Source organism: Micromonospora saelicesensis (assembly GCF_900091575.1).
GTDB lineage: Bacteria > Actinomycetota > Actinomycetes > Mycobacteriales > Micromonosporaceae > Micromonospora > Micromonospora saelicesensis.
This window is the reverse complement of sequence record NZ_FMCR01000004.1, coordinates 365671-392081: the sequence shown is the minus strand read 5'-3', so window position 1 is coordinate 392081 and position 26411 is coordinate 365671. Positions and strand designations below refer to the sequence as shown.

The 26411-nt window shown below is 72.2% G+C and carries 24 protein-coding genes and 1 riboswitch; of the genes, 12 read left to right on the top strand and 12 right to left on the bottom strand.

Going from position 1 to position 26411, the window contains the following annotated elements:
* Positions 1 to 41: 41 nt before the first annotated feature.
* From GA0070561_RS19975 to GA0070561_RS19940, 8 genes are all read right to left on the bottom strand, one after another.
* Entirely contained in the window at positions 42 to 974 is a 933-nt protein-coding gene (locus GA0070561_RS19975) for an SMP-30/gluconolactonase/LRE family protein (RefSeq protein WP_141710407.1), read from the bottom strand.
* A 93-nt stretch (positions 975 to 1067) separates the two neighbouring features.
* Positions 1068 to 3281, bottom strand: a complete 2214-nt coding sequence (locus GA0070561_RS19970; protein WP_091402965.1) for an AAA family ATPase — start codon at positions 3279 to 3281, stop codon at positions 1068 to 1070.
* 36 nt (positions 3282 to 3317) lie between these two features.
* Positions 3318 to 3818, bottom strand: a complete 501-nt coding sequence (locus GA0070561_RS19965; protein WP_091402963.1) for a hypothetical protein — start codon at positions 3816 to 3818, stop codon at positions 3318 to 3320.
* Between the two features lie 38 nt (positions 3819 to 3856).
* Complete coding sequence (locus tag GA0070561_RS19960; protein ID WP_181539323.1) at positions 3857 to 4612, bottom strand: GTP-binding protein; 756 nt, start codon at positions 4610 to 4612, stop codon at positions 3857 to 3859.
* Complete coding sequence (locus GA0070561_RS19955; RefSeq protein ID WP_091402962.1) at positions 4590 to 5078, bottom strand: DUF742 domain-containing protein; 489 nt, start codon at positions 5076 to 5078, stop codon at positions 4590 to 4592. Before GA0070561_RS19955 ends, GA0070561_RS19960 begins: the two co-directional genes overlap by 23 nt.
* Positions 5075 to 5548, bottom strand: a complete 474-nt coding sequence (locus GA0070561_RS19950; protein ID WP_091402960.1) for a roadblock/LC7 domain-containing protein — start codon at positions 5546 to 5548, stop codon at positions 5075 to 5077. The genes GA0070561_RS19955 and GA0070561_RS19950 overlap by 4 nt, the downstream gene beginning before the upstream one ends.
* Positions 5545 to 8163, bottom strand: coding sequence for a sensor histidine kinase (locus GA0070561_RS19945; protein WP_091402958.1), 2619 nt, complete (start codon positions 8161 to 8163; stop codon positions 5545 to 5547). The genes GA0070561_RS19950 and GA0070561_RS19945 overlap by 4 nt, the downstream gene beginning before the upstream one ends.
* On the bottom strand, positions 8150 to 9328 hold the full coding sequence (locus GA0070561_RS19940) for a hypothetical protein (RefSeq protein ID WP_091402956.1): 1179 nt from the start codon (positions 9326 to 9328) through the stop codon (positions 8150 to 8152). Before GA0070561_RS19940 ends, GA0070561_RS19945 begins: the two co-directional genes overlap by 14 nt.
* A gap of 372 nt (positions 9329 to 9700) precedes the next feature.
* Here GA0070561_RS19940 and GA0070561_RS19935 point away from each other — a divergent pair, with 372 nt between their 5' ends.
* Entirely contained in the window at positions 9701 to 12565 is a 2865-nt protein-coding gene (locus GA0070561_RS19935) for an alpha/beta fold hydrolase (RefSeq protein WP_091402955.1), read from the top strand.
* Positions 12565 to 13431, top strand: a complete 867-nt coding sequence (locus GA0070561_RS19930) for an ABC transporter permease (RefSeq protein WP_091402953.1) — start codon at positions 12565 to 12567, stop codon at positions 13429 to 13431. Before GA0070561_RS19935 ends, GA0070561_RS19930 begins: the two co-directional genes overlap by 1 nt.
* Before the next feature lie 9 nt (positions 13432 to 13440).
* On the opposite strand, the gene GA0070561_RS19925 is transcribed toward GA0070561_RS19930, so the two are convergent.
* Positions 13441 to 14127 (bottom strand): DUF4232 domain-containing protein, encoded by a 687-nt coding sequence (locus GA0070561_RS19925; protein WP_244166326.1) that lies wholly within the window; start codon positions 14125 to 14127, stop codon positions 13441 to 13443.
* A 268-nt stretch (positions 14128 to 14395) separates the two neighbouring features.
* On the opposite strand from GA0070561_RS19925, the gene GA0070561_RS19920 reads away from it, so the two are divergent.
* Positions 14396 to 14851: a DoxX family protein gene (locus GA0070561_RS19920; protein WP_091402949.1), complete on the top strand. Its 456-nt coding sequence runs from the start codon at positions 14396 to 14398 to the stop codon at positions 14849 to 14851.
* Positions 14852 to 14969: 118 nt separating this feature from the next.
* Here the strand turns inward: GA0070561_RS19920 and GA0070561_RS19915 are convergent, their stop codons facing one another.
* Positions 14970 to 15275, bottom strand: a complete 306-nt coding sequence (locus tag GA0070561_RS19915; protein ID WP_091402947.1) for an ArsR/SmtB family transcription factor — start codon at positions 15273 to 15275, stop codon at positions 14970 to 14972.
* 91 nt (positions 15276 to 15366) lie between these two features.
* On the opposite strand from GA0070561_RS19915, the gene GA0070561_RS19910 reads away from it, so the two are divergent.
* From GA0070561_RS19910 to GA0070561_RS19875, 8 genes are all read left to right on the top strand, one after another.
* The gene (locus GA0070561_RS19910) at positions 15367 to 16329 is read left to right on the top strand and encodes a DMT family transporter (protein ID WP_091402944.1); all 963 of its coding nucleotides are present in this window, start codon (positions 15367 to 15369) and stop codon (positions 16327 to 16329) included.
* Between the two features lie 116 nt (positions 16330 to 16445).
* Positions 16446 to 16745, top strand: a complete 300-nt coding sequence (locus GA0070561_RS19905; protein ID WP_091402941.1) for a hypothetical protein — start codon at positions 16446 to 16448, stop codon at positions 16743 to 16745.
* A gap of 11 nt (positions 16746 to 16756) precedes the next feature.
* Entirely contained in the window at positions 16757 to 17479 is a 723-nt protein-coding gene (locus tag GA0070561_RS19900) for a hypothetical protein (RefSeq protein ID WP_091402938.1), read from the top strand.
* On the top strand, positions 17476 to 17907 hold the full coding sequence (locus GA0070561_RS19895; RefSeq protein WP_091402935.1) for a YbaB/EbfC family nucleoid-associated protein: 432 nt from the start codon (positions 17476 to 17478) through the stop codon (positions 17905 to 17907). Before GA0070561_RS19900 ends, GA0070561_RS19895 begins: the two co-directional genes overlap by 4 nt.
* Positions 17904 to 18275, top strand: coding sequence for a YbaB/EbfC family nucleoid-associated protein (locus tag GA0070561_RS19890; protein WP_091402931.1), 372 nt, complete (start codon positions 17904 to 17906; stop codon positions 18273 to 18275). The genes GA0070561_RS19895 and GA0070561_RS19890 overlap by 4 nt, the downstream gene beginning before the upstream one ends.
* Positions 18272 to 18472, top strand: coding sequence for a hypothetical protein (locus GA0070561_RS19885; RefSeq protein WP_141710406.1), 201 nt, complete (start codon positions 18272 to 18274; stop codon positions 18470 to 18472). The genes GA0070561_RS19890 and GA0070561_RS19885 overlap by 4 nt, the downstream gene beginning before the upstream one ends.
* A 105-nt stretch (positions 18473 to 18577) precedes the next feature.
* Positions 18578 to 18713, top strand: a riboswitch (SAM riboswitch).
* 10 nt (positions 18714 to 18723) lie between these two features.
* Positions 18724 to 20010, top strand: coding sequence for a threonine synthase (gene thrC, locus GA0070561_RS19880; protein WP_091402926.1), 1287 nt, complete (start codon positions 18724 to 18726; stop codon positions 20008 to 20010).
* Between the two features lie 264 nt (positions 20011 to 20274).
* The gene (locus GA0070561_RS19875) at positions 20275 to 21294 is read left to right on the top strand and encodes a GNAT family N-acetyltransferase (RefSeq protein ID WP_091402924.1); all 1020 of its coding nucleotides are present in this window, start codon (positions 20275 to 20277) and stop codon (positions 21292 to 21294) included.
* Positions 21295 to 21303: 9 nt separating this feature from the next.
* Here the strand turns inward: GA0070561_RS19875 and GA0070561_RS19870 are convergent, their stop codons facing one another.
* A complete protein-coding gene (locus GA0070561_RS19870; protein ID WP_091402921.1) occupies positions 21304 to 23496 on the bottom strand; it encodes a hypothetical protein in 2193 nt (730 codons plus the stop codon).
* A 228-nt stretch (positions 23497 to 23724) separates the two neighbouring features.
* Here GA0070561_RS19870 and paaN point away from each other — a divergent pair, with 228 nt between their 5' ends.
* Positions 23725 to 25398: a phenylacetic acid degradation protein PaaN gene (gene paaN / locus GA0070561_RS19865; protein ID WP_181539536.1), complete on the top strand. Its 1674-nt coding sequence runs from the start codon at positions 23725 to 23727 to the stop codon at positions 25396 to 25398.
* A 279-nt stretch (positions 25399 to 25677) separates the two neighbouring features.
* On the opposite strand, the gene GA0070561_RS19860 is transcribed toward paaN, so the two are convergent.
* Positions 25678 to 26208 (bottom strand): GNAT family N-acetyltransferase, encoded by a 531-nt coding sequence (locus GA0070561_RS19860; protein ID WP_091402916.1) that lies wholly within the window; start codon positions 26206 to 26208, stop codon positions 25678 to 25680.
* Positions 26209 to 26411: the final 203 nt, after the last annotated feature.

Below are 26411 nucleotides of genomic sequence, written 5' to 3'. Positions count from 1 at the left end.
CGGCGGCAACCCCTGCGAGGGGTCGCCGCCGACCGCCTGGGTCAGGCCGGCAGCCGAACGATGTCGTAGTCGGTGCTCGGCGTCGACTCCACGTCGAACCTGCCGTTGACCACGTACAACGCCGAGCCGAGCAGGTCGCCGGTGGCCGGCGAACGTAGCTGCGGGCCGGTGATCTCCCGCTGCACCACCCCGGCGGTGTACGCGGCGTTCATCCGGACCACCGCGATGACGTTGGTCAGGTTCCGGATCACATAGAGGGTGCGACCGCGCAGCACCAGTCCGTCGGCCCGTTCCACCGAGTAGCCCCCGAGGTCGACGAGGCGGCTGCCGCCGGTACGCGGGTCGACGCGTACGAGCTGACCGGTCAGCATCTGCGCGACCAGCAGATCGCCGTCCGGCAGTGCCACGATCCCGTTGTGGTAGACGTCCGGAGTGGCGGCCGGACCGCTGAGCTGCAGCACCCGGAAGGCGGTGGGGGCCGGAAGGCGACCACCCGGGCCCAGGGGCACCACGTACAGCACCTGCCGCGCGGAGTCGGTGAAGTAGACCGCTCGCTGGGTGATCACGAGGTCGTTGACGTAGCTGCCCGGCACATCGGTGAACTGGTAGTGGGCCAGCTTGCTGCCGGTCTCCGCGTCGTACACGCTCGCGCCCCCGCCGGAGAAGTCGGCGGTCCAGAGCCGGCCCTGCGCGTCGAGCTTGAGGCCCGCCTTGTCGGTGCCGGGTGTGCCGGGGATCAGCACCGAGCCGCGCCCGGTGCGTAAGTCACCCCGCCACACGGCGCCGTCAAGAATGGACCCCACGAAGACGGTGGTGCCGTGACCGATCGTCAGTCCTTCCGGAGTGAACCCGTTCGGCAGGGCGATCCGGGCGGGGAACGGCCTCGCCGGATGAGCCGCCGCCGGTGCACCGACCGAGACCACTGTCGCCGCCGCCACGAGGGGGACGATGAGAAGAGAGAGCAGCTTGCGCAAGGAACACCACCTGACGTCGCAGTGGATGACTCCACTGGGGAATGTGACGCCTTAGGAACGTCCTGGGCGCGACGAAAGGTTGTGCTGGTCTGATCATTTCCGGTCGGCGGCGTACGCGGCCAGGCCGGCGACCTGGGCCGGGTCCAGCGACGGTCGTACCCGGGCCCGTGCGGTCGCCACGTGCTCAGCGGTGACCGTTGCGGCGGCGAGCGACTCACGCATCGCGGCCAGCGCCGCCTCGCGGATCAGCGCCGCACAGTCAGCGGCGGAGAAGCCGGTCAGCTCGTCGCCGAGGGCTGGCAGGTCGACGTCCGGTGCCAGCGGCACCTGCCGGGACGCGGCCCGCAGGATCTCCGCTCGGGCGGGCCCGTCGGGCGGCGGCACGTAGACCAGCCGCTCCAACCTGCCCGGCCGCAGCAGCGCCGGGTCGACCAGGTCCGGCCGGTTCGTCGCACCGACCACCACCACGTTGCGCAGCGTCTCCACCCCGTCCAGTTCGGTGAGCAGGGCGGCGACCACCCGATCCGTGGTGCCCCCGTCGGTGGCCTGGCCGCGTACCGGCGCCAGCGCGTCCACCTCGTCCAGGAAGATCAGCGTGGGGGCCGCCTCCCGGGCCCGACGGAACAGCTCGCGGACCGCGCGTTCGCTCTCACCGACCCACTTGGAGAGCAGTTCGGCCCCCTTGACCGACAGCACGTTGGCCCGCCCCGACCCGGCCAGTGCGGTGACCAGGTAGGTCTTGCCGCAGCCCGGTGGCCCGTAGAGCAGCACGCCCCGCGGCGGCTGCACGCCGAGCCGGGCGAAGGTGTCCGGGTAGGTCAGCGGCCACAGCACCGACTCGGTCAGCGTCTGCTTGACCTCGTCCAGGCCGCCCACGTCGTCCAGGGTCACCGAGGCCAGATCCAGGGTGGACGCCGCCATCGTGGTCGGCCGGACCACCTCCCGGGCGGCGGTGAAGTCGGTCATCGACACCGTCGGCGTCTCGGCGGACTTCTGCCGCAGCGCCGCGCGTACCCCGGCCTCCCGGACCAGCGCGGCCAGGTCCGCCGCGACGAACCCGGGGGTACGCGCGGCCACCTCGTCCAGCCGGACGTCGTCGGCCAGCGGCACCTGCCGGGTCAGCACGGTGAGCTGTTCGCGGCGCAGCGCCTGATCCGGGAGCGGGACGCTGATCCGCAGCGACAGCAGGTCGGGGGCGCGCAGTGCCGGTTCGACCGCCTCCGGCCGGCCGGTGGTGCAGACCACGGCGACGCCGGCGTGGATGCTCTCCGCGAGCACCTGACGGAACACCGTCGCCACCGGAGGGGGATCGTCCGCGGGGGCGAGCGCCTCGACGTCGGTGACCAGCAGTACCGCCGGCCCTTCGGCCCGGGCCGCCGATGCCGCGGCGCGCAACCGCTCGGCGGCGGCCTGGCTGGCCAGCGCGGCCACCTCCGGTGCCCAGAGCTGGTGAACGCGGGCACCGACCCGGGCGGCCACGGCCCGGACCAGCGCCGACTTCCCCGAGCCCGCCGGGCCGACGAGCAACACCCCCAACGAGATGGTGGTGCCGAGCCGGCCCAGCACCTCCCGGTGGTGGAAGCCGAGGTCCAGCAGCTCGGTCAGCTCCTCGGCCTGGGCCCGCAGCCCGGGCAGCTCGTCCACGTCGGGTGCGTCCTCAGCCGGAACGGCGTCGGCGCTCGGACCTGGCCGGGTCGACGCGGCACCGACCGGGGCGGGCCCTCCGTGGGTCGTCGCACCGTCCTCCCAGGCGACCGATGTGCCCATGGTGACCAGCGCGCCGGAGGCCGGCTCGACACTGACCACGCTGAGCAGGGTGCTGGTCCAGGCGAAACCGACGGTGTTGGCGAGGCTGCGTCGCGCAGCCTCGACCAGGCTGCGGACCGAGGCGTCCGGCAGCACGTCCTGCGGCAGCAGCGACACGTCGTCCCCGGCGGTGAGCACCTTGCCCAGCAGGGCGAGCCGGAGCATCTCCGGGCTGACCGCCGCGACGACCCCCACCGGCCCGGCCAGGACGACCCGGCTCGCAGAGACCAACGGCACCGGGCTCACCCGCACCTGACCGCCGTCGCGCAGACCCAGGTTGCCCAACGTCAGGTCGTCGGCATACAGCAGGGCGCTGCTCGCGCCCGGCCCGGCCGCCGCCGCGATCCCGGCCGTCTCCCGGCGGCCGACAAGGCGGACCGGGTCGCCGGGGCGCAGCCCCAGCGCTGTCAGCGCCTCCGGGTGCAGGCGCACGATGCCCCGTCGGGCATCCAGCGCCGCCGGCCGCAGGCTCGCCGTCAAGGTCAGGTCGGGTTGCGCCACTGCCCGACCGTAGCCGCCGGCAGCCAGCCCCGCCGGTCAGCGCCGCGGATCCAGCTCGTCCAACAGCGTCGGGTCGCGCCGGATCAGCTCGGCCAACCGGGCCGCCGGGTCCGGGGCCAACCCGTCCGGACCGGGTGCCCAGGCGGGCACCGTCCGGCCGGAGAGCGGCCAGGCCGGCGGGGGTTCCACCGGCGTCGGCGGGGGAACCGGTCCGACCGTGACGGCAGGCCCGTTCCAGGAGACCCGCATCGGGTACGTCCGCCCGGCGTGCTCCACCTGCACGGTCACCGCCAGCCCGGGGTAGGCCCCGACGACCTGGCGGACCGCCTCGGCCACCTCTTCGACCGGCCCCCATCCGGCCACCTCGCTCGGGGCCTCCACCCCCGCGTGCCGGCCCGACCGGGCGTTGCGGGTGTCGCCGCCGAGGCCGGGCGGGCTCGACGGTGCGGTGGTGTCGTCACGGTCGGCGGCCCGACGGCGCGACGCCTCCTCACGTCGGGCCAGCCGGGCCAGCGTCTCGTCCAGGTCGCCCCTCACCAGATCACCTCTTCCCGCCACGGCCGGAGCTGGTCGGCTCAGGCCCTCCTGTCCCGGGTAGCGCGGTCCAGCGCGCGGTCCAGGACGACCAGTAGTGCGTCCCGCACCGAGAGCCGGTCGCGGGCATCGAACTGCACCAGGGGTACATGATCACCGATGGCCAGCGCCCACCGGATCTCGCCGAGTTCCAGGGCCAGCCGCCCGTCGAAGGCGTTGACCCCGACGACGAACGGCAGCCCGGCCCGCTCGAAGAAGTCGATGGCCGGGAAACAGTCGTCCAGCCGGGCGCTGTCCACCACCACCAGCGCGCCGAGCGCTCCCCGGGCCAGGTCGTCCCACATGAAGCCGAACCGGGTCTGCCCCGGCGTGCCGAACAGGTAGAGCTTCAGGCTGCGGTCGATCGTCACGCAGCCGAAATCCATCGCCACCGTGGTGGTGGTCTTGGTGGACCGGGCACCCGGGTCGTCCACGCCAATCCCGGCGGTGGTCATCTCGGCCTCGGTGGTCAGGGGCGCGATCTCGGAGATCGCACCCACGGTGGTGGTCTTGCCCACCCCGAACCCACCGGCCACCAGGATCTTGACCGGGATCGGCGGTGCGGCCGGCTTACCGGGCGAAGGGACCGACGCCGCACCGGACGAGGGCCGGTACGGAGGCGGTGCGGTCGGCGGTGGGCCCGCCCGCCCGACTATCGGCCCGGTGCCCGAGGACATGCCGTAACGGGCGGCGGCGCTGTTCGCGGCGACCCCGCCGAGCGGGGCGACCGGCCATTCAGGAGATCGCACGGAGTCCATCAATCACTCGCAGGATGAGATCGGGGTCGACAGCGTCGTCGGTGTCGGTCACGTGCACGTCCAGGTGCCCGGCGGCGCGTAGGTCGCCGACCAGGACCCGCGTCACGCCGAAGTGCAGTCGGGCGCGGGCCGAGATCTCGGCCACCGAGATCGGCTCGGCGCAGAGCGCGATGATGGTCTGAAGTTCCGGTGCCAGCAGGGCGCCGGGTGAGCCGGCCCACCAGCCGCTGTCCACGCGGACGGTCACCTGGGTCTCCAGCCCGATCGCCGGGTCGGCACCCGCGACCCGCCCGGAGGTGAGCACGAACGGACGGGGACCGGCCGGTTGGTCCCCGTCCGGCTCCGGCTCGGGCAGCGCCGGTGTCGCCGCCGCGCCCACCCCGGTCGGGGGTGACGTGCGCAGGTACGGGCGGATCCGAACCCTCGGGTCCGGATCCGGATCCTCGCCGGCGACGTCGGGGGTCACTGCTGAACGGCGTTCTTCAATTCGACGATCAGCCGCGGGGTCAGGGCGCCACCGGCCCGCCCGGCGAAGAGCGTCATCTCGTACGCGACGGTGCCCAGGTTCGCCGAACGGTCGGCGACCACCCCGAGCACGGAACCGCTGCTGATCGCGCTGATCAGCAGGTAGCCGTCGGCCATGTCGACGATCACCCGGTTCAGGCCGCCGAGGGCGTACCAACTGGCGGCCCCACCGGCGAGGCTGGTCATTCCGGACACGACGGCGGCCAACCGCTCCGCGTTGGACCGATCCTTGATCGCGGACATGGCCATCAGCAGACCGTCCGAGGAGACCGCGATCGCCTCCAGGACCCCGGCGGTGCTGGAGGTGAAGGAGTCCAGCAGCCAGTTGAACGTACGGGCCTCCGGGCTCAGGTCCCCGTTGGCGCTGGGCTGACTCTGGTCGACATTGTCGTGCAGGAAGGGGCTGGTCACCGTGATGATCCTTCTTCGTTCCGGTGGTCGGGGCTGACTTCGCGGAGAGCGCGGGCGACGCCCGCCTCGAACTCGCTGATGAGGTCGCGGACCTCGGCCGGGTCACCGAGGTGGGTGCTGGGCGGTTGGCAGACCGGGGTGGCGGTGAGGTTCGCTCCCGGCACCCGTCGACTCAACCGGGGCCGCTCCGGTGCGGCATCGGTCGAGCCACCACCACGCGGCACCGTGGGGCCGGCGCCTCCCGGGGTGCTGGGCAGGTCGACGGTCGTGCCCAAGTCCACCACGGCCGCCCCGGCGCTGGCCGTCGGGTCGCTGGCCGTCCGCGCCGTCGTGCCGTCCAGGCCCGGCGCCACGTGCAGCTCTGCGCGGCGTACACCGGCTTGGAAGGCCTCGACCAGCGCGCGGGCGGCGGCGGGGTCCGCGCCGGTGGCGTCCACCGGCCGGGTCGTCGGGGCGGTGGCGTGCAGCGTCGCCCCGGGAACCCGCTGCCGCACCCGTGACCCGCCCGGCTTGCCCACCGGTTCGGGGCTCTGGGGTTCGGGAACGGCCTGCTCCGGCTGGCCCCGACCGAACGCGTTCCAGGAAGGGCCGGCGTCCAGGCTGAGGGTGGCCCGGCTCAGCAGATCCGAGTCGAAGCGGGCCGGCGCGGCGACGGCCAGCGCGCTGGGCCGCGCTTCGTGCTCGGGGTTGGGCGTCGCCGTCGTACGCCGGTCCCGATCCGGCACCGCGGCGCGGGCCACTGTGGCCCCGGCGCGGTCGGCGCGGCGCAGCACCAGCGACGTCGACGGGATCTCCAGCTGTGCGGTCACCCCTCCGCCGCCGGTGGCCGCCAGGGCGACCTGCCAGCCGTGCCGACGGGCCAACCGGCCCACCACGAAGAGACCGAGCACCTCGGTCGGGGCGAGGTCGAGCCGTTCCCGGCGGGTCAACCGGGCGTTCTCCTCAGCCAGGCGTTGCTCGCTCATGCCGATGCCGTGGTCCACCACTGTGAGCCGTGCGCCGATACCGGACGTCTCGGCGGCCACCAGCACCCGGGTGTGCGGCGGGGAGAAGACTGTGGCGTTCTCCATCAGCTCGGCCAGCGCCAGGACGAGGTCACCGACCACCGCCGGCGCGGCCGAGACACCCGCTGGCACCTGCACCTCCACCCGGGTGTAGTCCTCGATCTCACCGAGCGCCAACCGGACCACGTCGGCCAGCGGCACCGGCGCGGTGTGCGCGTCGGCCCCGGCCGAGCCGGAGAGCACCACGAGGCTGCCGGCGTTGCGCCGCAACCGGCTGGAGATGTGGTCGAGTCGGTACAGGTGCTCCAGGCGGCCCGGGTCGGCCTCCTGCTGCTCCAGCCGGTCGATCAGCGCGATCTGCCGACCCACCAGGTTCTGGGTACGCCGTCCGACGTGGCCGAACATCTGCGCCACGTTGCGCCGGCCGGCGACCTGCCGCTCGACCAGTTGCGCCGCGGTGTTCTGCACCCGGTCGAAGGCCCGCGCCAGGTCGCCGATCTCGTCGTTGGCGCGGATGTCCACCGGCTCCAGCCGGACCGCTTGGGGTCTCTCCGCCTCGTCGTCGGTGACCCGGACCAGCTCCGCCTCGGCGACCCGGGCGACCCGGTCGGCCGAGCGGGTGAGTCGGGTCAGCGGTCGGGCCACCGTCCGCGCCACCGCCACGCTGAGCAGCACCACCAGCGTCAGGATCAACGCGGCCGCGGCACCGACCAGGTACGCGGCGGTCAGCGCGCGCTGCTGCTCGGCCGTCACCTCGGCGAGCACGTCGGCGATCAGCTTCTTCTCGACGAACTGGCCGAGCCGGATCATCGTGCGGACGGCCGGGAACAGCGCCTCGATCGTCACATCGCTGACCGCGGCCGCCGGATCGCGGGCGCTTCTGACCAGGAAGTCGGGTTGGGTACGCGCGGCCACGGCGGCGTCGTTGAGCTGGGCCACCTTGAGCTGCTCGGGCGTGATCAGGCTGCGGAAGCGCGAGTTGTCGACCATGAGCGCGGCGATGCACGCCACGTACCCGGCGGTGGTGTCCGGGGTGCCGATCGCCTTGACCAACAGGCTCAGGGTGGCGCAGGTGCCCAGGCCCTCGTCGGCGCGGAGCAGCCCGTCGAGGGCGAGCACCTGACGGCCCGGCAACGTGTCGGTGTCCACCCCGACCACCAGCCGCAGCGACTCGATGATCCCCTTGTTGACCGGGCCGAAGGCGTCCATCACCTGACCCGGTTTGGCGGCCCCGGCCAGGACGGCCGTGCGCAGCTCGACGAGGCTGGACACGCCGTCGAGGGCGCGGTCGACCTCGTCGGTCAGCGCGTCGCTCCGCGCCGCCCGCAGGTCGGCCACCCGGTCGTCCACGTCGGCGGACTTACGGACCAGCTCACTGCGTTCGACCCGGCCGAGCAGGAAGCCGACGGAGAGGATGCGTTCCTGCTGGAGGTCCTGGACCAGGCTGCCGACCCGGCTGGCGAGCCGGACCCGTTCGGCGGTGTCGCCGGCCCGCTGTGCCGCGGTGACCCGGTCGAGCATCACCGGCACGGCCAGGCCGACCATGCTGAGCAGCGGAATCACCACGAGCAGCGCGAGCTTGCCGCGGATCCGGAGCCTACCGAGCAGCATCGAATGCCCCCCACTGTGCGGTCTCCGGGTCACGGGCCGCGCCGACCGGTTGCAGCGCGCGCGGCTCGTCGGCCGGCGGTTGCCACGGGTCACGCTGCGGCGGGGTGTCGGGACTTTCCGCGTGGGTCGCGGCCAGGGCGGCCCGCCGTTGTGCCCGGCGACCGGCGGCGACCAGCAACGCGGCGAGCCAGCCCAACAGCAGGACGGCGACGACACCCGCCCCGGCGGTCAGCCAGCGGTCCCGGTCGAGCCGGTCGATGCGCTCGGCCAGCACCGCGTCCAGTTCGGTGAGGATGACCGGCTGAAGTTGGCGGGCAGAGCGGTGCGAGTTGAGCGCCGCGGCACTCAACTGGCCCGGGTTGACCACGCCGGTGTCCTTGCCCGGCACGGAGTACGCGGCAAGCGCCTCCACCGAACGCTGGTAGGTGTCCAGCGGGGTCAGCACGTTGGCACCGAGGTCGGTGCTCTCCGAACCGTCCACGGCCGAGCGAAGGTTGTCGACGAGATCGGCGGCGGGGGCCAGGGCGGACACCCGCAGGCCGGTCAGCTCCAGCAGGCCGCGTGGCTGCTCGGCGGCCGGCCGGCGGGAGACCAGCGTGGCCAGGTCGGCCAGCCGGCCGGCGGCCACCACCGCCTCGGGCAGTTCCTCGCCGGCGCTGTCCTGGAGGAAGAAGGAGTCGGCCTCGGGGTCGCGGACCAGCCCGGAGCTCTCCCGCACTTTCCGGTGCAGGGCCAGCAGCAGGTCGGAGACCTCGCCGTAAGCGGTGTAGGCGGCCTCGGGGTCGGTGGCGCTGCGGCCGCGCAGCGCCTCCAGCTTGGCCCGTACGCCGGCCCAGCGTTCCTGGCTGAGCAGCTCCCCGCCGATGCGGGCGTCCACCTCGGCGGCCTTTTCGACCGCCCCGTTCAACGCCTCCCGGGCGACGGGGCGACCGTTGACCGCGTTGGACTGGGCCTCCACGAGGGCGTCGGTGACCGCCGCCAGCGCGGTGAGGTACTGCACGCCGAGCCGTTCCCGGGCGGCGAGGTCCCGGTCGTCGGTGACCTGCCGCCAGTTCGACGTGACGAGCAGGCCCAGCGGTGCCAGCAGCGCTCCGATGAGCAGCAGGGGCAGCAGCCGGCCCAGCGTGGACGGCCGTCGACGGGCCCGCGGCGCGGGGACTGTCATGTGTGTCTCCTCCGGCGTGGGGCGCTGATCGGCGCGGCGTCGGGCTGGCCGACAAGTCCCGTGCACCGGACCGGAAAACTAATCGAACCCCCGCCTGGGCAGACCCACCTCGGTTAGTCAGGTTCGCGTCACTTCGAGCCATGTCACCATTTGTCCGCGTTACCGGCACGCTCTGTGTCAGCTGTGGGTGTGACATGGAGGGATCGAGGTGGATATCCGCGGAAGATCGGAATTCACGGGATCCGAACTCAACTCACTGTGCCGCGTCGATCGGTGCGCGCTCGCACCCCACTGCGCACCGATCGGGGCAACCGGACGGACGTACGGCGGATCTCAGCCAACGCTCAGGCTGTGGGCCGTACCGTGTGCCGCATGACATCGCCGTCGCCGGCCGCGTGGTTCCGGCGTGCCCTTCCCACCCGCCGCCGGGCGATCGCCGCCGCAGTGGTCGTCGTGCTGTTGGCCGCCGCCGTGACCTGGGCGGTGTGGCCACAGGGGCCGGGCGTACGCACCGAGAGCGCGATGCTCACCGTCCGCTCCGGACCGTCCGGTGACCAACCGGTGAACCTGGACACCACCCTCTACCTGCCGGACGACGCCTCGTCCGGTCGGAAGGTGCCGGCGGTGCTGCTGGCGCACGGGTTCGGCGGCACGAAGGAGTCGGTGCGCTCCGACGCGGAGGAGTTCGCCGGGCGCGGCTACGCGGTGCTCACCTGGACTGCGCGGGGCTTCGGCCGCAGCGGCGGTGAGATCCACCTGGACAACCCGGACTACGAGGTACGCGACGCCGAGCGGCTGCTGGACTGGCTGGCCGCGCGGCCGGAGGTGCGCACCGACGCCGCCGGCGACCCGAAGGTCGGTGTGGTCGGCGGCTCGTACGGCGGTGGGTTGGCGTTGCTGTTGGCCGCCCAGGACCGTCGGGTCGACGCGATCGTGCCCATGATCACGTGGAACGACCTGTCCCGCGCGTTCCTGCCGGAGAGCACCGGCGGAGCGCCGACCGAGGGTGTGTTCAAGAAGGGCTGGGCCGGCCTCTTCTTCGGCGGCGGCGGCAACGTGGGCTCCGGCCCGGCCGGGCTCTCCGGCGCGACCGCCGCCCAGCCGCAGGGCGCACCGGCGTCGGCCGGCCCGCCCAGCCCCGGGCCGGGTGCCGGCCCCGGCACCGGCCCCGGTGGCGCCCCGGCCGGTGCCGCCGACCCGTCCTGCGGCCGGTTCGCCGCCGACGTCTGCGCCGCGTACCTCCGGATCGCCACCACCGGTCGCGCCGACCAGGCCGCCGTGGACCTGCTGCGCCGCTCCAGCCCGGCCGGTGTGCTGGACCGGATCAAGGCCCCCACCCTGCTGGTGCAGGGCGAGGCGGACACCCTCTTCCCGCTCGGTGAGGCGGACGCGAACGCGCGCGGCATCGCCGCCACCGGCACCCCGGTACGGGTCGCCTGGTTCACCGGCGGGCACGACGGTGGCAGTGGTCCCCGCTCGGACTCCGACCGGGTGAAGTTCCTGACCGTCCAGTGGCTCGACCACTACGTCAAGGGCGAGGGCGACGCGCCCGGCGACGACTTCACCTGGTCGCGGATCGCCGGCTTCGACGCGCTCGACCGGGGTCTCGTCGCCACCGGTTTCCGCCGCGCCGACTACCCCGGCCTCACCGGCAACGCCCGCCGGGAGGTGACGGTCGCCGGCCCGGCACAGCCGATCGCGAACCCGCCGAACGGCAACCCGGCCGCCATCTCCTCGATCCCGTTCGCCGGCGGGCTCGCCTCGCTGCTGGACGGCGTGGCCGGTGACGTGCCCGGCCAGCACGCCCAGTTCGAGTCCACCCCGCTGACCGAGGCCGTGGACGTGGCCGGTGCGCCCACCGTCAGCCTGCGGGCCGCGTCGCCGACCGGCGAGGCGGTGCTCTTCGTCAAGCTCTACGACGTCGACCCGGACGGCGCGGCCACCCTGCCGAACGGCCTGGTCGCCCCGATCCGGCTCACCGGCCTGCCGCAGCAGGTGCAGGACGCCCGCCCGGTCACGGTGACGCTGCCCGGGATCGTCCGCCGGGTGGAGGCCGGGCACCGGCTGCGGCTCGTGGTGGCCACCTCCGACCAGGCGTACACCACGCCCGCCGCGCCGACCGTCTACACGGTGGCCGCGGACGGTGCGGTCAGCCTGCCCACTGTCAGCGGTGAGCCGATCCCCACCGCGGCGACGATCTGGCGCTGGGTGCTCGCCGGCCTGCTCGCCGCCATCGTGATCGGGCTCGTCGTGGTCGTCGCCCTGGTCCGCCGCCGGCACCGCCGCCAGGACCGGTCGGTGCACCCGGAGTACGCGGACACCCCGTTGGCCGTGCGCGCGCTGCGCAAGGAGTACGCGGACGGTTTCGTCGCCGTGTCGAACGTGGACTTCGAGGTGCACCCCGGTCAGGTCGTGGGTCTGCTCGGCCCGAACGGTGCCGGCAAGACCACCACCCTGCGGGTGCTGATGGGGCTGACCCAGCCGACCGCCGGGGAGATCTACGTCTTCGGTCGTCGGCTGGTGCCCGGCTCGCCGGTGCTGTCCCGGATCGGGGCGCTGGTGGAGGGGCCGGGCTTCCTGCCGCACCTGTCGGGTCTGGACAACCTGAAGGCGTACTGGCGGGCCACCGGGCGGCCGTGGGAGGACGCACAGTTCGACGCGGCGCTGGAGATCGCCGGGTTGGGTGACTCGGTGCACCGGAGGATCAAGAACTACAGCCACGGGATGCGCCAGCGGCTCGCCATCGCCCAGGCCATGCTCGGTCTCCCCGAACTGCTGGTGTTGGACGAGCCGACCGACGGGCTCGACCCGCCGCAGATCGCCGAGATGCGCCGGGTGCTCCAGCGGTACGCCACGGACGGCCGGGCGGTGCTGGTCTCCAGCCACCTGCTGGCAGAGGTGGAGCAGACGTGCACGCACGCGGTGGTGGTGAACAAGGGCCGGATCGTGGCGTCCGGGCCGGTGGAGGAGATCGTGGGCGAGTCGCCGAGCGTGCTCTTCGACGTCACCGACCCGGTGGCGGCGCGGGCGGTGCTGGACCGGCTGCACGGGGTCCGCGTGTTGCCGGAGAGCGACGGCCAACTGGTGGTCGACACCAACGGCACGGCCCGCAGCGAGGTGGTGGCGGAGCTGGTGCGCGCCGGCATCGGGGTGGACCGGGTGGTGCCTCGGCGGCGCCTGGAGGACGCGTTCCTCGCCCTGGTGGGCGAGAACTCTCGGGGAAGCGGTGACCGGTGATGGTTGTTACTGACGCGGGTGAGGCCCGTGGCTACCGGCCGTCGGCCACCATGCCGTTCGTGGCGGAGTTCCGTCGGCAGGCGTCCCGGCGGCGGACCCAGTTGGCGCTCGGGTTCATGGTGTTGCTGCCGCTGATCATCCTGATCGCGTTCCAGTTCGACTCGGGCGGCGACGACGACAACGGTCGCAACGAGTTCGCCAGCCTGGTCGAACTGGCCACCTCGGGCGGGCTCAACTTCACCCTGTTCTCGATCTTCGTGTCGGCGTCGTTCCTGCTGGTGGTGGTCGTCGCGCTGTTCTGCGGCGACACGGTGGCCAGCGAGGCGAGCTGGGGCAGCCTGCGGTATCTGCTGGCGATCCCGGTACCCCGGGCGCGGTTGTTGACGGTGAAGCTGGTGGTCGCGCTCGCGTACTCGGCATTGGCACTGCTGCTGTTGGCCGGCACCGCGTTGCTGGCCGGCACCCTGCGCTATGGCTGGTCGCCGCTGCGCAGCACTGTCGCCGCCGAGTTGGAGCCCACCGAGGGGTTGCTCCGGTTGCTGGCCGTGCTGGGCTACCTGGCGGTCGTACTGCTGGTGGTGGCCGGCCTGGCGTTCCTGCTGTCGGTGATCACGGACGCCGCGCTGGGCGCGGTGGGTGGTGCGGTTCTGCTCTGGATCCTGTCCAGCATCCTGGACCAGATCACCGCCCTGGGCGCGCTGCGCGACTTCCTGCCCACCCACTTCAGCACCGCCTGGCTGGGGCTGCTGTCGACTCCGGTGCAGACCGACGATGTGGTGCGCGGCTGCATCTCGGCGATCAGCTACGCGACGCTGTTCTGGGGGTTGGCGTTCTGGCGCTTCACCCGCAAGGACATCACGTCCTAGCGGGTCGGCTCACAGCCGGCTGTCGGGCGGGCTCACCGACGACGGCGCCGCGCTCGGCGCCGGCGGCGGGGCCGGCCGGGTCGGCACCGGCGTGGACGGGTCGGCCTTCTTCCAGGCGCTGACGCCGATCCGGCCGGTGTTGCCGAGGTCGATCGGCCCGTCCGGGTCGACCTCTTCGGCCGGCTGCCCGGCGGCGGGCGCCACCGTCAGGAACTCGCCGTTGGTGGCCACCACTGTCGAGTCGGTGACCAGGTTGCGCCAGAGCACCACTGCGGTGGCCCGCTCCCCGGCGGCGAGGATGACCTGCCGGGGTGGCTGGTCGAAGCCCGAGGTGATCTCCTTGGCGCCGTTGACCACCCGCAGCATGATCGGCTCGCGCGCTTCGTCGAACACGTGCAGCACGGGGTAGCCGTTGAGCTGGTAGGGCTGCTCGCCGCAGTTGACCAGCTCCAGGCCGAGGGCGCGCAGGCCCATCGCGGCGTCCCCGCCGGTCGACCGGATCCGAACGCCGCTCGTCGGGCACTCGGCTGGCGGCTCGGCGCTGGCGGTCGGGCCTGCTTGCGCCCTCGACCCGGGTGGTGGCTGGCTGGGATCTCCGGACTGGCCGCGATGGTCGAGAGTGCAGCCGCCGAGCACGAGAGTCATCGCGACCGTCGCGGTGATGCGTCGCAGTGCTGCCGTGTCGCGGGTGATCATCTGTTGATCCTCGCCCACTTGGGCAGCACACCGTCGTCCGGCCCCGGCCCCGCCGGCTCTTCCCGCGCCGCCACCCGAACTGGTGGAGAACCCCTCCTGCTGCGCCTTTGGAGCTGAATCGTTTGCGACATCACCGGGGAAGGGTGCCGGCGTACTCGTTCACACCGTTTTCATGAGGGATTATCCCACCAGCAAGGAACTTATGATTTTCGATGCCTTCATGCCTCAGGATCGACGAGACCCATTCATTTCCTTCGATGGAGGTGCCATGAACGTCTCTCGGCTCGGCGGGCCGACCCTGTCCCTGTTCCGCATCGTGATCGGCCTGCTGTTCACGTTGCACGGCCTGTCCTCGGTGTTCGGGTTGTTCGGCGGCAACCCGATGACTGGCAAGGCGGTGCCGTTCGGCACCTGGCCGGGCTGGTGGGCCGCCCTGATCCAGCTGGTCTGCGGCGTACTGGTGCTGGTCGGGCTCTTCGCCCGACCCGCCGCGCTGCTCGCCTCCGGCTCGATGGCGTACGCCTACTTCGTGGTGCACCAGCCGGATGCTCTGCTGCCGCTGCACAACGGAGGCGAGCGGGCGGCGCTCTTCTGCTGGGCGTTCCTGCTGGTCGCGGCTCTCGGCCCGGGTGCCTGGGCACTCGACACGCTGCTCGCCCGGCGTCGCAGCGACGCCCCCTCGGCATCGGCTTCGGCGGCCGAGCCCGACGCGGTGTCCGTCTGACCACACCCGAACCACGCGTCGCCGAAGCCTCGACGAGGCGGCTTCGGCGGCGCGCCCGGTCGGCCGACGAGCGGGGGTGAGGCGGGGTCAGGCCGGCGAGACGGGGGTGGAGGCGGGGTCAGGCCGGCGGGCGCTGGGTGAGGACCGCGTCCAGCAGGCCGGGGTAGAGCTTGTCCAGCTCGTCCCGGCGGAGCCGGACCAGTCGGCTGGTGCCGGCGGCCCGGGTCCGGGTCAGACCCGCCTCGCGCAGCACCTTGAGGTGGTGGCTACGGGTCGCCTTGGAAACACCGAAGTCGAAACTGCCGCAGGGGGACTCGCCGCCCTCGGCGAGCGCCCGGACGATCTGTAGCCGCACGTCGTCAGCGAGTGCGGCCAACACGCTGGTGACCGGTACGGCGGTCAGGTCGGGCTCGTGCGGCTCCATGTGACCAGTGTAACCGTTGTTCGACAACTATCGAACGACGCCCTATGGTCGGTGTCGTTGGTTCGACGATACTCGAACATTGGAGTTGCCGATGCGATCCCGCGCCACTGCGTACCCACTGGTCGCCGTGCTCGGCTGGGGCGTGATGTTCCCGATCCTGGCCAGCGCGCTCGACCGGGTCGACCCGCTCAACCTGACCACCGCGCGCTACCTGCTGGCCGCCGCCGTGCTGGTCGCCATCCTGCTGCTCCGCGAGGGTGTCGGCGCGCTGCGGCACGGTGGCCGGGCGCTGGAGGTGGTGGTGCTCGGAGTGGTCGGCTTCGCCGGCTTCAACCTGCTCACCAACCTGGCGCTCGAACACGCCGCCCCGCAGCAGATCTCCCTCTTCGTGGCCACCACCCCGGTGATCACCCAACTGGTCCGCTGGGCCCGCGACGGCGTACGCCCGAAGCCGCTGCTGCTGGCCCTCTCCCTGGTGGCGCTCCTCGGCGTCGGTCTGGTGATCACGCGCGGCAGTCTGGCCGGGCTCGGCGAGTTCGGCCTCGGCGGACTCATGATGATCGGCGCGGTACTGGGCTGGGGCATCTACACGCACGGCGCCAGCCGGTTCGGCGAGTGGTCGCCGCTGCGCTTCACCACCCTGACCGCGCTCGCCGGCACGGCCGCGATGCTCGTCCTGAGCATCGGCGCCGACGCCGTCGGCTGGCAGCACGCGCCGGCCGCCGCCGACCTCGTGGCGGTCGCCCCGCAACTGGCGTACGCCGTGCTGGTGGGTGCCGTGATCGCGGTCCTGGCCTGGAACACCGGCGTGCAGCGACTCGGTGCCGCCAACGCCGCGCTGTTCATGAACCTGGTCCCGGTGACCACCTTCGCGGTGCAGATCGCCCGCGGCTACCGCCCGGAGCCTGTCGAACTGGTCGGGGCCGCCATCACGATCGCCGCCCTGATCGCCGCGAACCTCGCCGCCCGGCCCCGGACCACGTCCCTGCCCCGGCCGAGCGCGGTGACGGACCCGGTCGCGGTGACCGACCCGGTGGCGGTGAGCGCCCGCTGAACCGCCGACCCGGGCGGCGGCAGCAGGGGACAGCTCCGGTGGTCCATCCGTGGCAGGATCAACCGCCAGGACCAGCCGTTTCCGTCGATCCGTCGATGCCTGGTGAGGGGGCCGTTGTGACGTCGCTCGAAACCGAGGCCATGCGCAAGGCGGGCCAGACGATCAGCGCGGACGCGAAGTCATTCGCCGACACGGTGCTGCCCAGGATCGCCGCGCTGACACTGCCGCGGGATGCCTTTCCGATGTTCGCCTGGAACCTGCCTGACGACTACGAGCGTGTCCGGCAGGGCGTGGACGACGTCGCCGCGGCGCTCCAGAAGACGATGGACTCGATCGGCACCGCACTGACCACCATCGCCACCCACTACGAGGAACAGGAGCGGGTGCGGGGCGAGAACTTCACATACCAGGATTGAACGGAGCCGCGATGTCCGACTCCTCGCTCTACTCCGACCGCCTCGACGGCGAGACCAGCGAAAACCTGTGGGTGCTGGTCGGTGTCCTCGGCACCGCCCTCGCAGCGGCCGTCTGGCCCACCGGTGGCGGCCCGGCGGTGGTGGCCGGCCTCACCGCACTTGTCGAGATCAACATCCGCACGCCGGATCCGTGGGACAAGGGTTCCGAGGCGTGGAACGACATGAGCGATGTGTTCGAGCAGTGCAAGGCCGGGTTGACCCGGGCGCGCGGTGACGTCGACACCTACTGGGCCGATCAGGGTGCCGAGGCGTTCAAGGCGTTCCTGGAAACGCGCATCGAGCCCGCGCTCGACGCGATCGCGCAGGCGGCGAGCAACGTACGGAACATGTGCGACGACATGTGGTGGGGGCTGACCACGAACCTGGTCAGCTACATCAGCGTCACGGGCGCGGCGCTGGTGGCCGCCGGTGTGGCCTACCTTTCCGGCCCCTACACGCCGGCCGTGCAGTGGGCGATCGTCGGAGCGTGGGCGGCGTTTGCCATCACGACGCTGACCGCCGTGCTGACCTTCGTGCAGCAGGTGTGGACGGCTGGGCGTGACGTCGGCGACGCCTTCAGCGTTCTGGAGAACATGTTCACGAGCGACAGCGACCGGATCGACACCACGAGTCTGCAGTTGCCCGAGCAGGTCCGGGTTCGCATCGCCGAGCCGAAGGGGTGGGTGAAGGAATGAGCGACGTACCAGCCTTCGAACGCGCGGCGGGCGAGGCGGAACGCGCGGCCCTGAGCAGCGGGTCGCTGCGAGCGATGACCGAACAGCTCAACGGGGTCCTCGCCCGGATCACCGAGGCGCAGGAGACGGTCTACGAGGGCACCGACGACACGGGCACCGTGGTGGTCAGGGCCACCGGCGCCGGCCGGGTCGAAGACGTCTACCTGAGCCCGCAGGCGGTCCGTGACCTCGACGCGCAGGCCCTCGGGGCAGCGTGCGTGACCGCCGTTGGCGACGCGCGGATGCGCGCCGCCCAGGCCCTGACCGCGACGATCGCCGAGGTCTCCGGGCAGTCCGCTCCGGTCGACGTTCCCGCGCCGGTTCCACAGACGTACGATCCGGCGCCGGCCGCCGAGGCACTGCGTACCGCCGCCCGGAGGGCCCGATGAACCCCGATTCCCTGTCGGCGATCCGCCGTGACATCGCTGCCGCCATGGAGTCGGCGGCGGATTTCGTCGAGCGGCCGGCGGGCGAGCAGTACCAGGGCGCGGCCGGCGACGGTGCGGTGATCGCAACCGTCGGAGTGGGCGGTCAACTGCTCGACGTACGGATCACGCCGCAGGCCCGGCGTGCCGTGGACAACCTCACCCTCGGCGAGCACGTCCGCGATGCGATTCGAGCCGCCGAAGCCGAAGCCGAGCAGGCCCGCACGGCCCTGCTCGGGTCGCTGACCATCGGCGGCCGCTCGGTCGCCGAGATCCTGGCCAACCCGGGGGCCGCGATGCCCGGCACCGACCGACCGCGGCGGCAGCGATGACTCCTGGGCAGCGCGCCGTGGTCACCATGGTGTCCGTCCTGGTCGCGCTTCTCGTCGTGGCGGGTGCGGTCTGGCTGCTCGCCGGCAGCGAACGGCCCACGGGCGGCGCCATCGCGACCGCCGGCTGGATTCTCGTGGCCGTACTGGCCGTCTTCGGGGCCGTGGCGTTCTACGTCGGGCGTCGACGCCGACGCTGACCAGCGGCGCGCCGCCAACCAGGATGCCGGCGGTCGGCTCACACCGTGGGATCTGCGGTAGCAACGACCGACAGCGTTGTCCTAGACTCGATGGCACAACTGAATACCTCATCCAGAGGGGCTGAGGGATACGGCCCGACGACGCCCCGGCAACCACCCTGCGCGCTCACCGCTGAGCGACCCGCGGGGCAGGTGCCAATTCCGTCCCCGCCGCACCGTGCGATGCGGGGAAAGATGAGAGGACTCTCGACATGACGTCGACGCTCGTCGCCTCCGGCATCGACACCTCCGCCAGCCCCGCCCGCGCCCTGGTCTGCCGTGCCTGTTCGGCCCGCTACCCGCTCGCCGCCCAGCACGCCTGTTACGAGTGTTTCGGCCCGCTGGAAGTCGACTACGACACCGCAGCACTGGCCACCGTCACCCGCGAGCAGATCGAGGCCGGCCCGAACAACATCTGGCGGTACGCCGCCCTGCTCCCCGCCGGTCAGGACCCGGCCAGCCGGGTCACCCTCGACCCGGGGCTGACCCCACTGGTGGCGGCCCCGCACCTCGCCGCCGAGCTGGGCATCACCGCACCGCTCTGGGTCAAGGACGACAGTGCCAACCCCACCCACTCGTTCAAGGACCGGGTCGTCTCGGTGGCGCTCACCGCCGCCAAGGCGCTCGGGTTCAGCCGGTTCGCCTGCGCGTCGACCGGCAACCTGGCCAACTCGGTGGCCGCCCACGCCGCCCGCGCCGGGGTGCCCTCGGTGGTCTTCATCCCCAGCGACCTGGAGCAGGGCAAGGTCATCACCACCGCCGTCTACGGCGGCGAACTGGTCGCCATCGACGGCTCGTACGACGATGTCAACCGGCTCTGCGGCGAGCTGGTGGAGACCGACGAATTCGAGGACACCGCGTTCGTCAACGTGAACGTCCGGCCGTACTACGCGGAGGGCTCCAAGACCCTCGGCTACGAGGTGGCCGAGCAGCTCGGCTGGCGGATTCCGGCGCAGGTGGTCATCCCGATGGCCAGCGGCGAGCTGCTCACCAAGATTGACAAGGCGTTCTCCGAGCTGGTGGAGATCGGCCTGGTCGAGGCGCCCGCCGACGGCTGGAAGGTCTTCGGCGCGCAGTCCGCCGGCTGCAACCCGATCGCCGTCGCCCTGCACGGCGAGACCGACACGATCGTCCCGGTCAAGCCCACCGGCATCGCCAAGTCGCTCAACATCGGCGACCCGGCGGCCGGCCTCTACGCCCTGGAGGCGGTCCGCCGCACCGGCGGCTGGATGGAGTACGCCGACGACGACGAGATCCGCGCGGGCATTCGCGATCTGGCCCGTACCACCGGGGTCTTCGCCGAAACCGCGGGTGGGGTCACAGTGGCCGTGCTGCGCAAGCTGGTCGAGTCCGGTCGGCTCGACCCGACGGCCGAGACCGTCGTGTTCAACACCGGCGAGGGCCTGAAGACCATCGACGCGGTGGCCGGCCAGGTCGGGCCGACCCACCACATCAAGCCCTCGCTGCGCGCCGCCCGTGACGCCGGCCTCCTCGGCTGACAGGCTCGTTCGGACCGGGGCCGAGTCGATCAGTCGGTAACTGGGTTTTCGCTGTGAGTGTGGAAAACCCGCCGCTACGGACTTGACGACAGGAACCGGACGGCGCAAGATGCTCCGTGCGGGAGGGCATTTCGCCGAAGACTTTTGAAGTTCTTGCGACCCAACGCCGGAGGCGTTGTGCGAGTGTCCCTCCCGACCACGTTCGATCGGGCCAGCGAATAATTCGCTGGCCCGATCGCTTTTGTACGGTGCACGCTCACCGGCATGAGCATCACCATCGCGTCGTTCGACGGCGCCGACCGGACTTCCGTCGACGAGGCGTACCGGATCGGGGTGGCGGTCAACGACGCGGATCTGCCGGACCTACCGCCCTTCTGCCGGCGCCGCTTCGACGCGCTGTTCCACACGCCGTTGCCCGGCACCCGGACGCTCTGGGCGCTGGCCCGACTGGACGGTGTCCCGGCCGGCTTCCTGCAACTGGACCTGCCGCAGCTCGACAACACCGACAACGCCACCGTCGAGCTGAAGGTGCGTCCGGAGCTGCGGCGCCGGGGCGTCGGTCGGGCACTGCACGAGTACGGCGTACGGCTGCTGCGCGAGCACGGCCGCAAGCGGGTCGTCGGGCTGACCGTCTCCGCGTTGCCCGGCGGGCCGGCCCGGAACGTGGCGGGCGCTGCGTTCGCCGCGTCGACCGGAGCGCAGGCCGCGTTGGTCGAGGTGCGTCGCCGGCTGGAGATCGCCGAGATCGACCGGGTCGCGCTCCGCGCGGCACTCGTCGAGGCCCAGCCCCGGGCCGAGGGGTACCGATCGGTGTGCTGGCAGGGCGCCACCCCGGAGGAGTATCTGACGGACATCGCCTACCTGGACGGCCGGCTGATGATGGACGCGCCCCTTGGTGACATGCAGTGGGAGCCGGAGCAGGTGGACGCCGAGCGCATCCGGGGCACCGATCGGGCCCTGGAGGCCAAGGGCCGCCGGCGGTACCACCTCGGGATGCGACACGAGGCGTCCGGCCGGCTGGTCGCCTGGACGCTCCTGGAGGTTGGCGCCTCCGCCGACTGGCACGCGTTCCAGCAGATCACCATCGTCGACCCCGCACACCGTGGGCACCGGCTCGGCCTCATCGCCAAGGCGGAGAACCTGCACCACCTGCTCACCCACGAGCCGGCGGTGCGGAGCATCGACACCATCAACGCCGCCAGCAACAGCTACATGGTGGCGATCAACGAGCAGCTCGGCTTCCGTCCGGTGGACTCCTGGACCGACTGGCAGCTCACCCTCTGACCCGGCTGGTCACCCGTCCGCCCGTTCCAGGCGCTCGACCAACTCGCCGATCGCGGCGTGGAAGTCGTCGTCCGGTGTGAACCGGTGGCCCTGCACCGGCGGGGGCACGGTGTCGGTCGGCGGGATGAGCAGTCCCTTCGGATCCCGTACCCGACGATCGACGCGGGCGGCCCGGTCGTCGGGTCCGTCGACGAACGGGACGAACACCGCTCCGCCCACCGCGTCGGTGTACCGCCACAGGTTGATCCACCGCCAGGCCAACCGGCCGCCGACCTCGCGCAACATCTCGTCACTGACGTATGCCGGGAAGATCCGCCGGTAGCGGTTGCCGAGCGGGGAGCCGTAGGTGAGCAGGGCCACCCGCCGGCGGCAGTGGTCGGGGAGTTGAAGGATCGTCACCGCCGCGAGCACACTGCCGTGACTCTGCCCGGACAGCACCACCGCGTTCCCGTCGGCGGTGAGCCGCCCGATGCGGCGGGTCAGCTCGGGGACCGCCCGCTCGACGTAGCAGGGCGGGGCGAGCGGATGCGCGGCACGCGGCCAGAAGGTGGCCAGCTCCCAGAGCACCCCGACCAGCCGGATCGGGCCGGATCGGTAGGCGACAAGTCCCATCACCGCGAGGACCGTGGCGAACAGCCCGATCAGCAGGGCGCCCAGGTCGGTCACGAAGATCACCGGACGGGCCAGCGGCTCGCCACCGAGTCGCAGCGCGAGCGCACCCGGGCCGGGACCGATCACCGAGAGCCCGGCCGCCGCGAGGGTGAGCAGCGCCAACACCACGTACGCGGTGGCCAGCAGCGGCCCGAGCCGATCCGTGAGTCGGGCGCGCACGATCGCGTCGCGGACGGCCCGGACCCGTTCGGGGGCCGCCCGGGAGGCTTCCGGGTAGTCCCGCCAGACCAGTTCCTCGGCCTCCCGACGTCGACGAGCACGCCGAATCCGGGGTACGAGTAGAGCCGTCACGACCACCAGGAGCACTGCGAGGGTGAAGCCGAGGGTGACCCAGCGGTAGGCGATCGGCGGCGACAACGGTGGCGCGCCAGGCGGCAGCGGCCGTGCGGGCGTCGGGCTGGAACCCCGGTCCAGATACTCGGCGAGCCCGTAGGTCACGCCCGAGGAGTAGGCGACGCCCAGCCCGATCGCGACGGTGATCAGCACCGGCGCGCCCAGCCCGGCCAGCAGGAAGAATGGGCGGCGGAGGGACCGGCGCTGCACCACGACCACCAGGCCGAGCATCGCGAGCAGTACCACCTGCCCGGCGAACAGCCCGGCGACCAGCATCCCGTAGCCCGGCAACATCCCCTCGGCCTTCCACGGCGGCCGTGGCAGCACCGCGTACCCCAGGGTCAGCGCGGTGAGCGCGACGGCCGCCCAGCGGATCGTCCGCGAACTCCGCTGGTCCTGCTCTCCGCGCCGCTCGATCGCCGGCCGGCAGAGCAGCACCACCGCGCCCGCGAGCAGCGTCACGTCCGCGGCGAGCAGCAGCCAGCCGGGCAGTGTGGCGTCGTGCGGCGCCAGAACCAGCAGGAGAGTCACATCGAGCGTGCCCAGCGCCACCGCGACGTGGACCGAGCGCAGGCGGCGCAGCAGCGAGCGGGTGTCCCAGAAGCCGGGCGCGTCGAGCCGGTCCGCACCCACCCCGGGCGCGTGGTCGCTGTCCTCGGGGAGCTGCCAGGTCCGGGCACCGAGCCGCCAGATCAGGACGATCGCGATGATCGGTGGTACGGCCAGCAGCGCGAGCCGCTGCCCGGGCGGCACGTCGCCCAGCCAGGAAAACTCGCGCCGCCCCTCCAGGCACCTCGGGTAGGCCGCGCACTGCCAGGCGATCAGGTCGAGGGACACCCCGACGGTGGAGAGCACGTACATCGCGGTCATCGTCGCGGCCAACAGGCGGCACAGCGCCCGCGCGGCGTGGCCGCCGCGTCCGGTGACCGGCAGCATCCAGACCGCGATGTTGCTGAGCATGAACGGCAGAAGCAGGACCAGGGAGAACGTCCGGGTGGCGGTGCCGCCGGTCAGCCTGCTCCAGCGGTACGCCTCAAGCGTCACCCCGTTGCGGTCCGCGGTGGCACCGTAACCGGGCCGTGGCCGGTAGAAGCCGGCGTTGTCGTCTCCCGCGACCCGCGCGACGATCGGTCGGTCGAGGATCGTCTCGGGCCCCTTGTCGGCGACCCCGTGCACCCGGATCTCGGTGATCCTCACCCGCCGCCCTCCCGTGGCCGGCTGCCCTGGCCGGAGGCCCGCGGTTACCCGCTGCCGCCGCGGGCAACCGCGTGCCGTCGACCATTGGCGCTTCTGCTCGGGAACTCGCCTGCGGCATGAGCCGCTGTCGGGCATTCGCGCTACTGCTCGCGGGCCGGACTCAGGCATGAGCCGCTGTCGGGCATTCGCGCTACTGCTCGCGGACCGGACTCAGGCATGATGGCGGGCATGACGGAGACCCCGCATCCCCTGTACGACAGGCACGCCGACACCCTCAACCGTGCGCTGACCGCGATCACGGAGCGGGGCTACTGGTCCGCCTATCCCGAATCCCCCAGCCCTCGGGTGTACGGCGAGACCGCCGCCGCCGACGGTAAGGCCGCCTTCGAGGCGTACCTCGGCGGTGACTTCCCGCTCGACCAGCCCGGCTCCGGCGTTCGGGTCGCCACCGAGACGAGCCCGTTCGGCGTGGAGTTGGCGGTGCGTTACCCACACGCCGGCCCCGGTGAGCTGGTGAGTGCCGCCTCCGCCGCGCTGCCGGCGTGGCGCGACGCCGGCCCGCAGGCCCGGGTGGGCGTCTGCCTGGAGATCCTCGACCGGCTCCACAAGCACATCTTCGAGCTGGCCAACGCGGTGCAGTTCACCAGCGGGCAGGCGTTCGTGATGGCCTTCCAGGCCGGTGGCGCGCACGCGCTGGACCGGGCGCTGGAAGCGCTGGCGTACGCGTACGCCGAGATGACCCGGCACCCGGGCACGGCGGGCTGGGAGAAGGCCGCCGGCAAGGGTGACCCGCTGCGGATGACCAAGACGTTCCACGTGGTGCCGCGTGGGGTGGCGCTGGTGATCGGCTGCAACACCTTCCCGACCTGGAACTCGTACCCCGGGCTGTTCGCCTCGTTGGTCACCGGCAACCCGGTGATCGTCAAGCCGCACCCGCGCGCGGTGCTGCCGCTGGCCATCACCGTGAAGTACGCCCGGGAGGTGCTCGCCGAGGCCGGGTTCGACCCGAACCTGATCATGCTGGCGGCCGAGGCGCCCGGTGAGAAGCTCGCCAGCGACCTGGCCCTGCACCAGGACGTCCGGATCGTCGACTTCACCGGCTCCACCGAGTACGGCGACTGGCTGGAGATGCACGCCCGGCAGGCATCGGTCTACACCGAGAAGGCCGGCCTCAACACCGTCGTCATCGACTCCACCGACGACTTCGCCGGCATGTGCCGCAACCTCGGGTTCACGCTGACCCTCTACAGCGGGCAGATGTGCACCACCTCGCAGAACATCCTCATCCCGGCCGGGGGCATCGAGACCGACCAGGGGCACAAGAGCTTCGACGAGGTGGCCGGCGGGATCGCCGCCGCAGTCGGCAAGCTCACCGCCGACCCGGCCCGAGGTGTGGAGCTGACCGGCGCCATCGTCAACGACGGGGTGCTGGAGCGGCTGGCCGAGGTGACCAAGGTCGGCGAGCCGGTGCTGGAGTCGCGGGCCGTGGCCCACCCGTCGTACGCCGACGCTGTGGTGCGTACCCCCACGATCGTGAAGCTGACCGCGGACGACGCGGAGACGTACGGCCGGGAATGGTTCGGGCCGATCTCGTTCGCCATCGCGACCGACTCCACCACGCACAGCCTGGAGCTGCTGCGCCGGACGGTCGGGGAGAAGGGCGCGCTCACCGCCGGGGTCTACTCGACCGACGAGGCCGTGCTGGATGCCACCGAGGCGGTGGCGGTCGAGGTCGGGGTGCACCTGTCCTGCAACCTCACCGGCGGTGTCTTCGTCAACCAGTCGGCGGCGTTCTCCGACTTCCACGGCAGTGGGGCCAACGCGGCGGCCAACTCGGCGCTGACCGACGGGGCGTACGTCGCCAACCGGTTCCGGATCGTGCAGTCTCGGCGGCACGTCTGATCTTTGGTTGCGGTTGAGGGTTTCCGGGGCAGCCCACCCCGCTCCGGGCGGTCAGGCTTGATCCCTGCGCGGGTCGGGCTGCCCCGGAAACCCGCAGTGGGCGCGGTGGTCGTCGACGGGTCCGGCCCAGAGCCTCTGCTTTCCCCATGATCGTGCTCGATCCAGGAAGTAGTGGCCTCTCGTCGGAGGGTTACCACTACATCCTGGATCGAGCGTGATCATTACGGCTGGCGCCGCGCACCGCGACCGGCGGCGGGCGGTCTTGGGGTGCTTTGTGGGTCAGGCTGTTCGGCGCATCTGCAGCTCGGTGAGGGCGGGGATGTTCGGGTGGGGGACTCGTACCCCGGTGTCCTTGAAGCCCAGGCGCTGGTAGGCGCGGTAGGCGCGGTCGTTGCCGACCACCACTTCCAGCAGCAGCTCCGGTCGGCCACAGGCTCGCGACCAGGCGGCCACCCCGTCGATCAGCTCGCCGAGCAGGCCACTGCCGCGCCAGGCCGGCGTGACGTACACGGCGTAGATCACGGTCAGCCCCGGTTCATTCGGGTGGGTCGTACCGCCGGCGTGCCCGACCAGCCGGCCGCCCGGATCGGCGACGAACTGCGCGTTACCGGCACCGGCCGAGGTGTACGCGACCCGGGCGGCGAACTCGTTGTGCGGTCGGGCCGCGGCGTCCGCCAGGGTCTCCAGGAAGGCCAACGGCGCGTCGGCCAGCATCTCCAGGCGCAGCGCCCGCATCCGGGCCGCGTCCTCCGGGCGGACCCGGCGGATCTCCGCGAGCCGCGCGGCCGGCGAGCCCATGTCGGTGGTCATGTCCGCATGCCTACCACAGGGCGGGGATGGCGTTTCGCGAGCTGGGCCCGATCGCCGTCGTCTCGGGGGCTGCCCTGCAACCCTTTCTCCATTCACAATGACGCGGGCGAATCCGGTGGCTCGGGAACCCGGCCGATCAGTGGGGTCGGGACGCCCCGGAGTGTGTCTGATTTGTGGCCGTGCGCGGCCGTCACTCCTCGTGT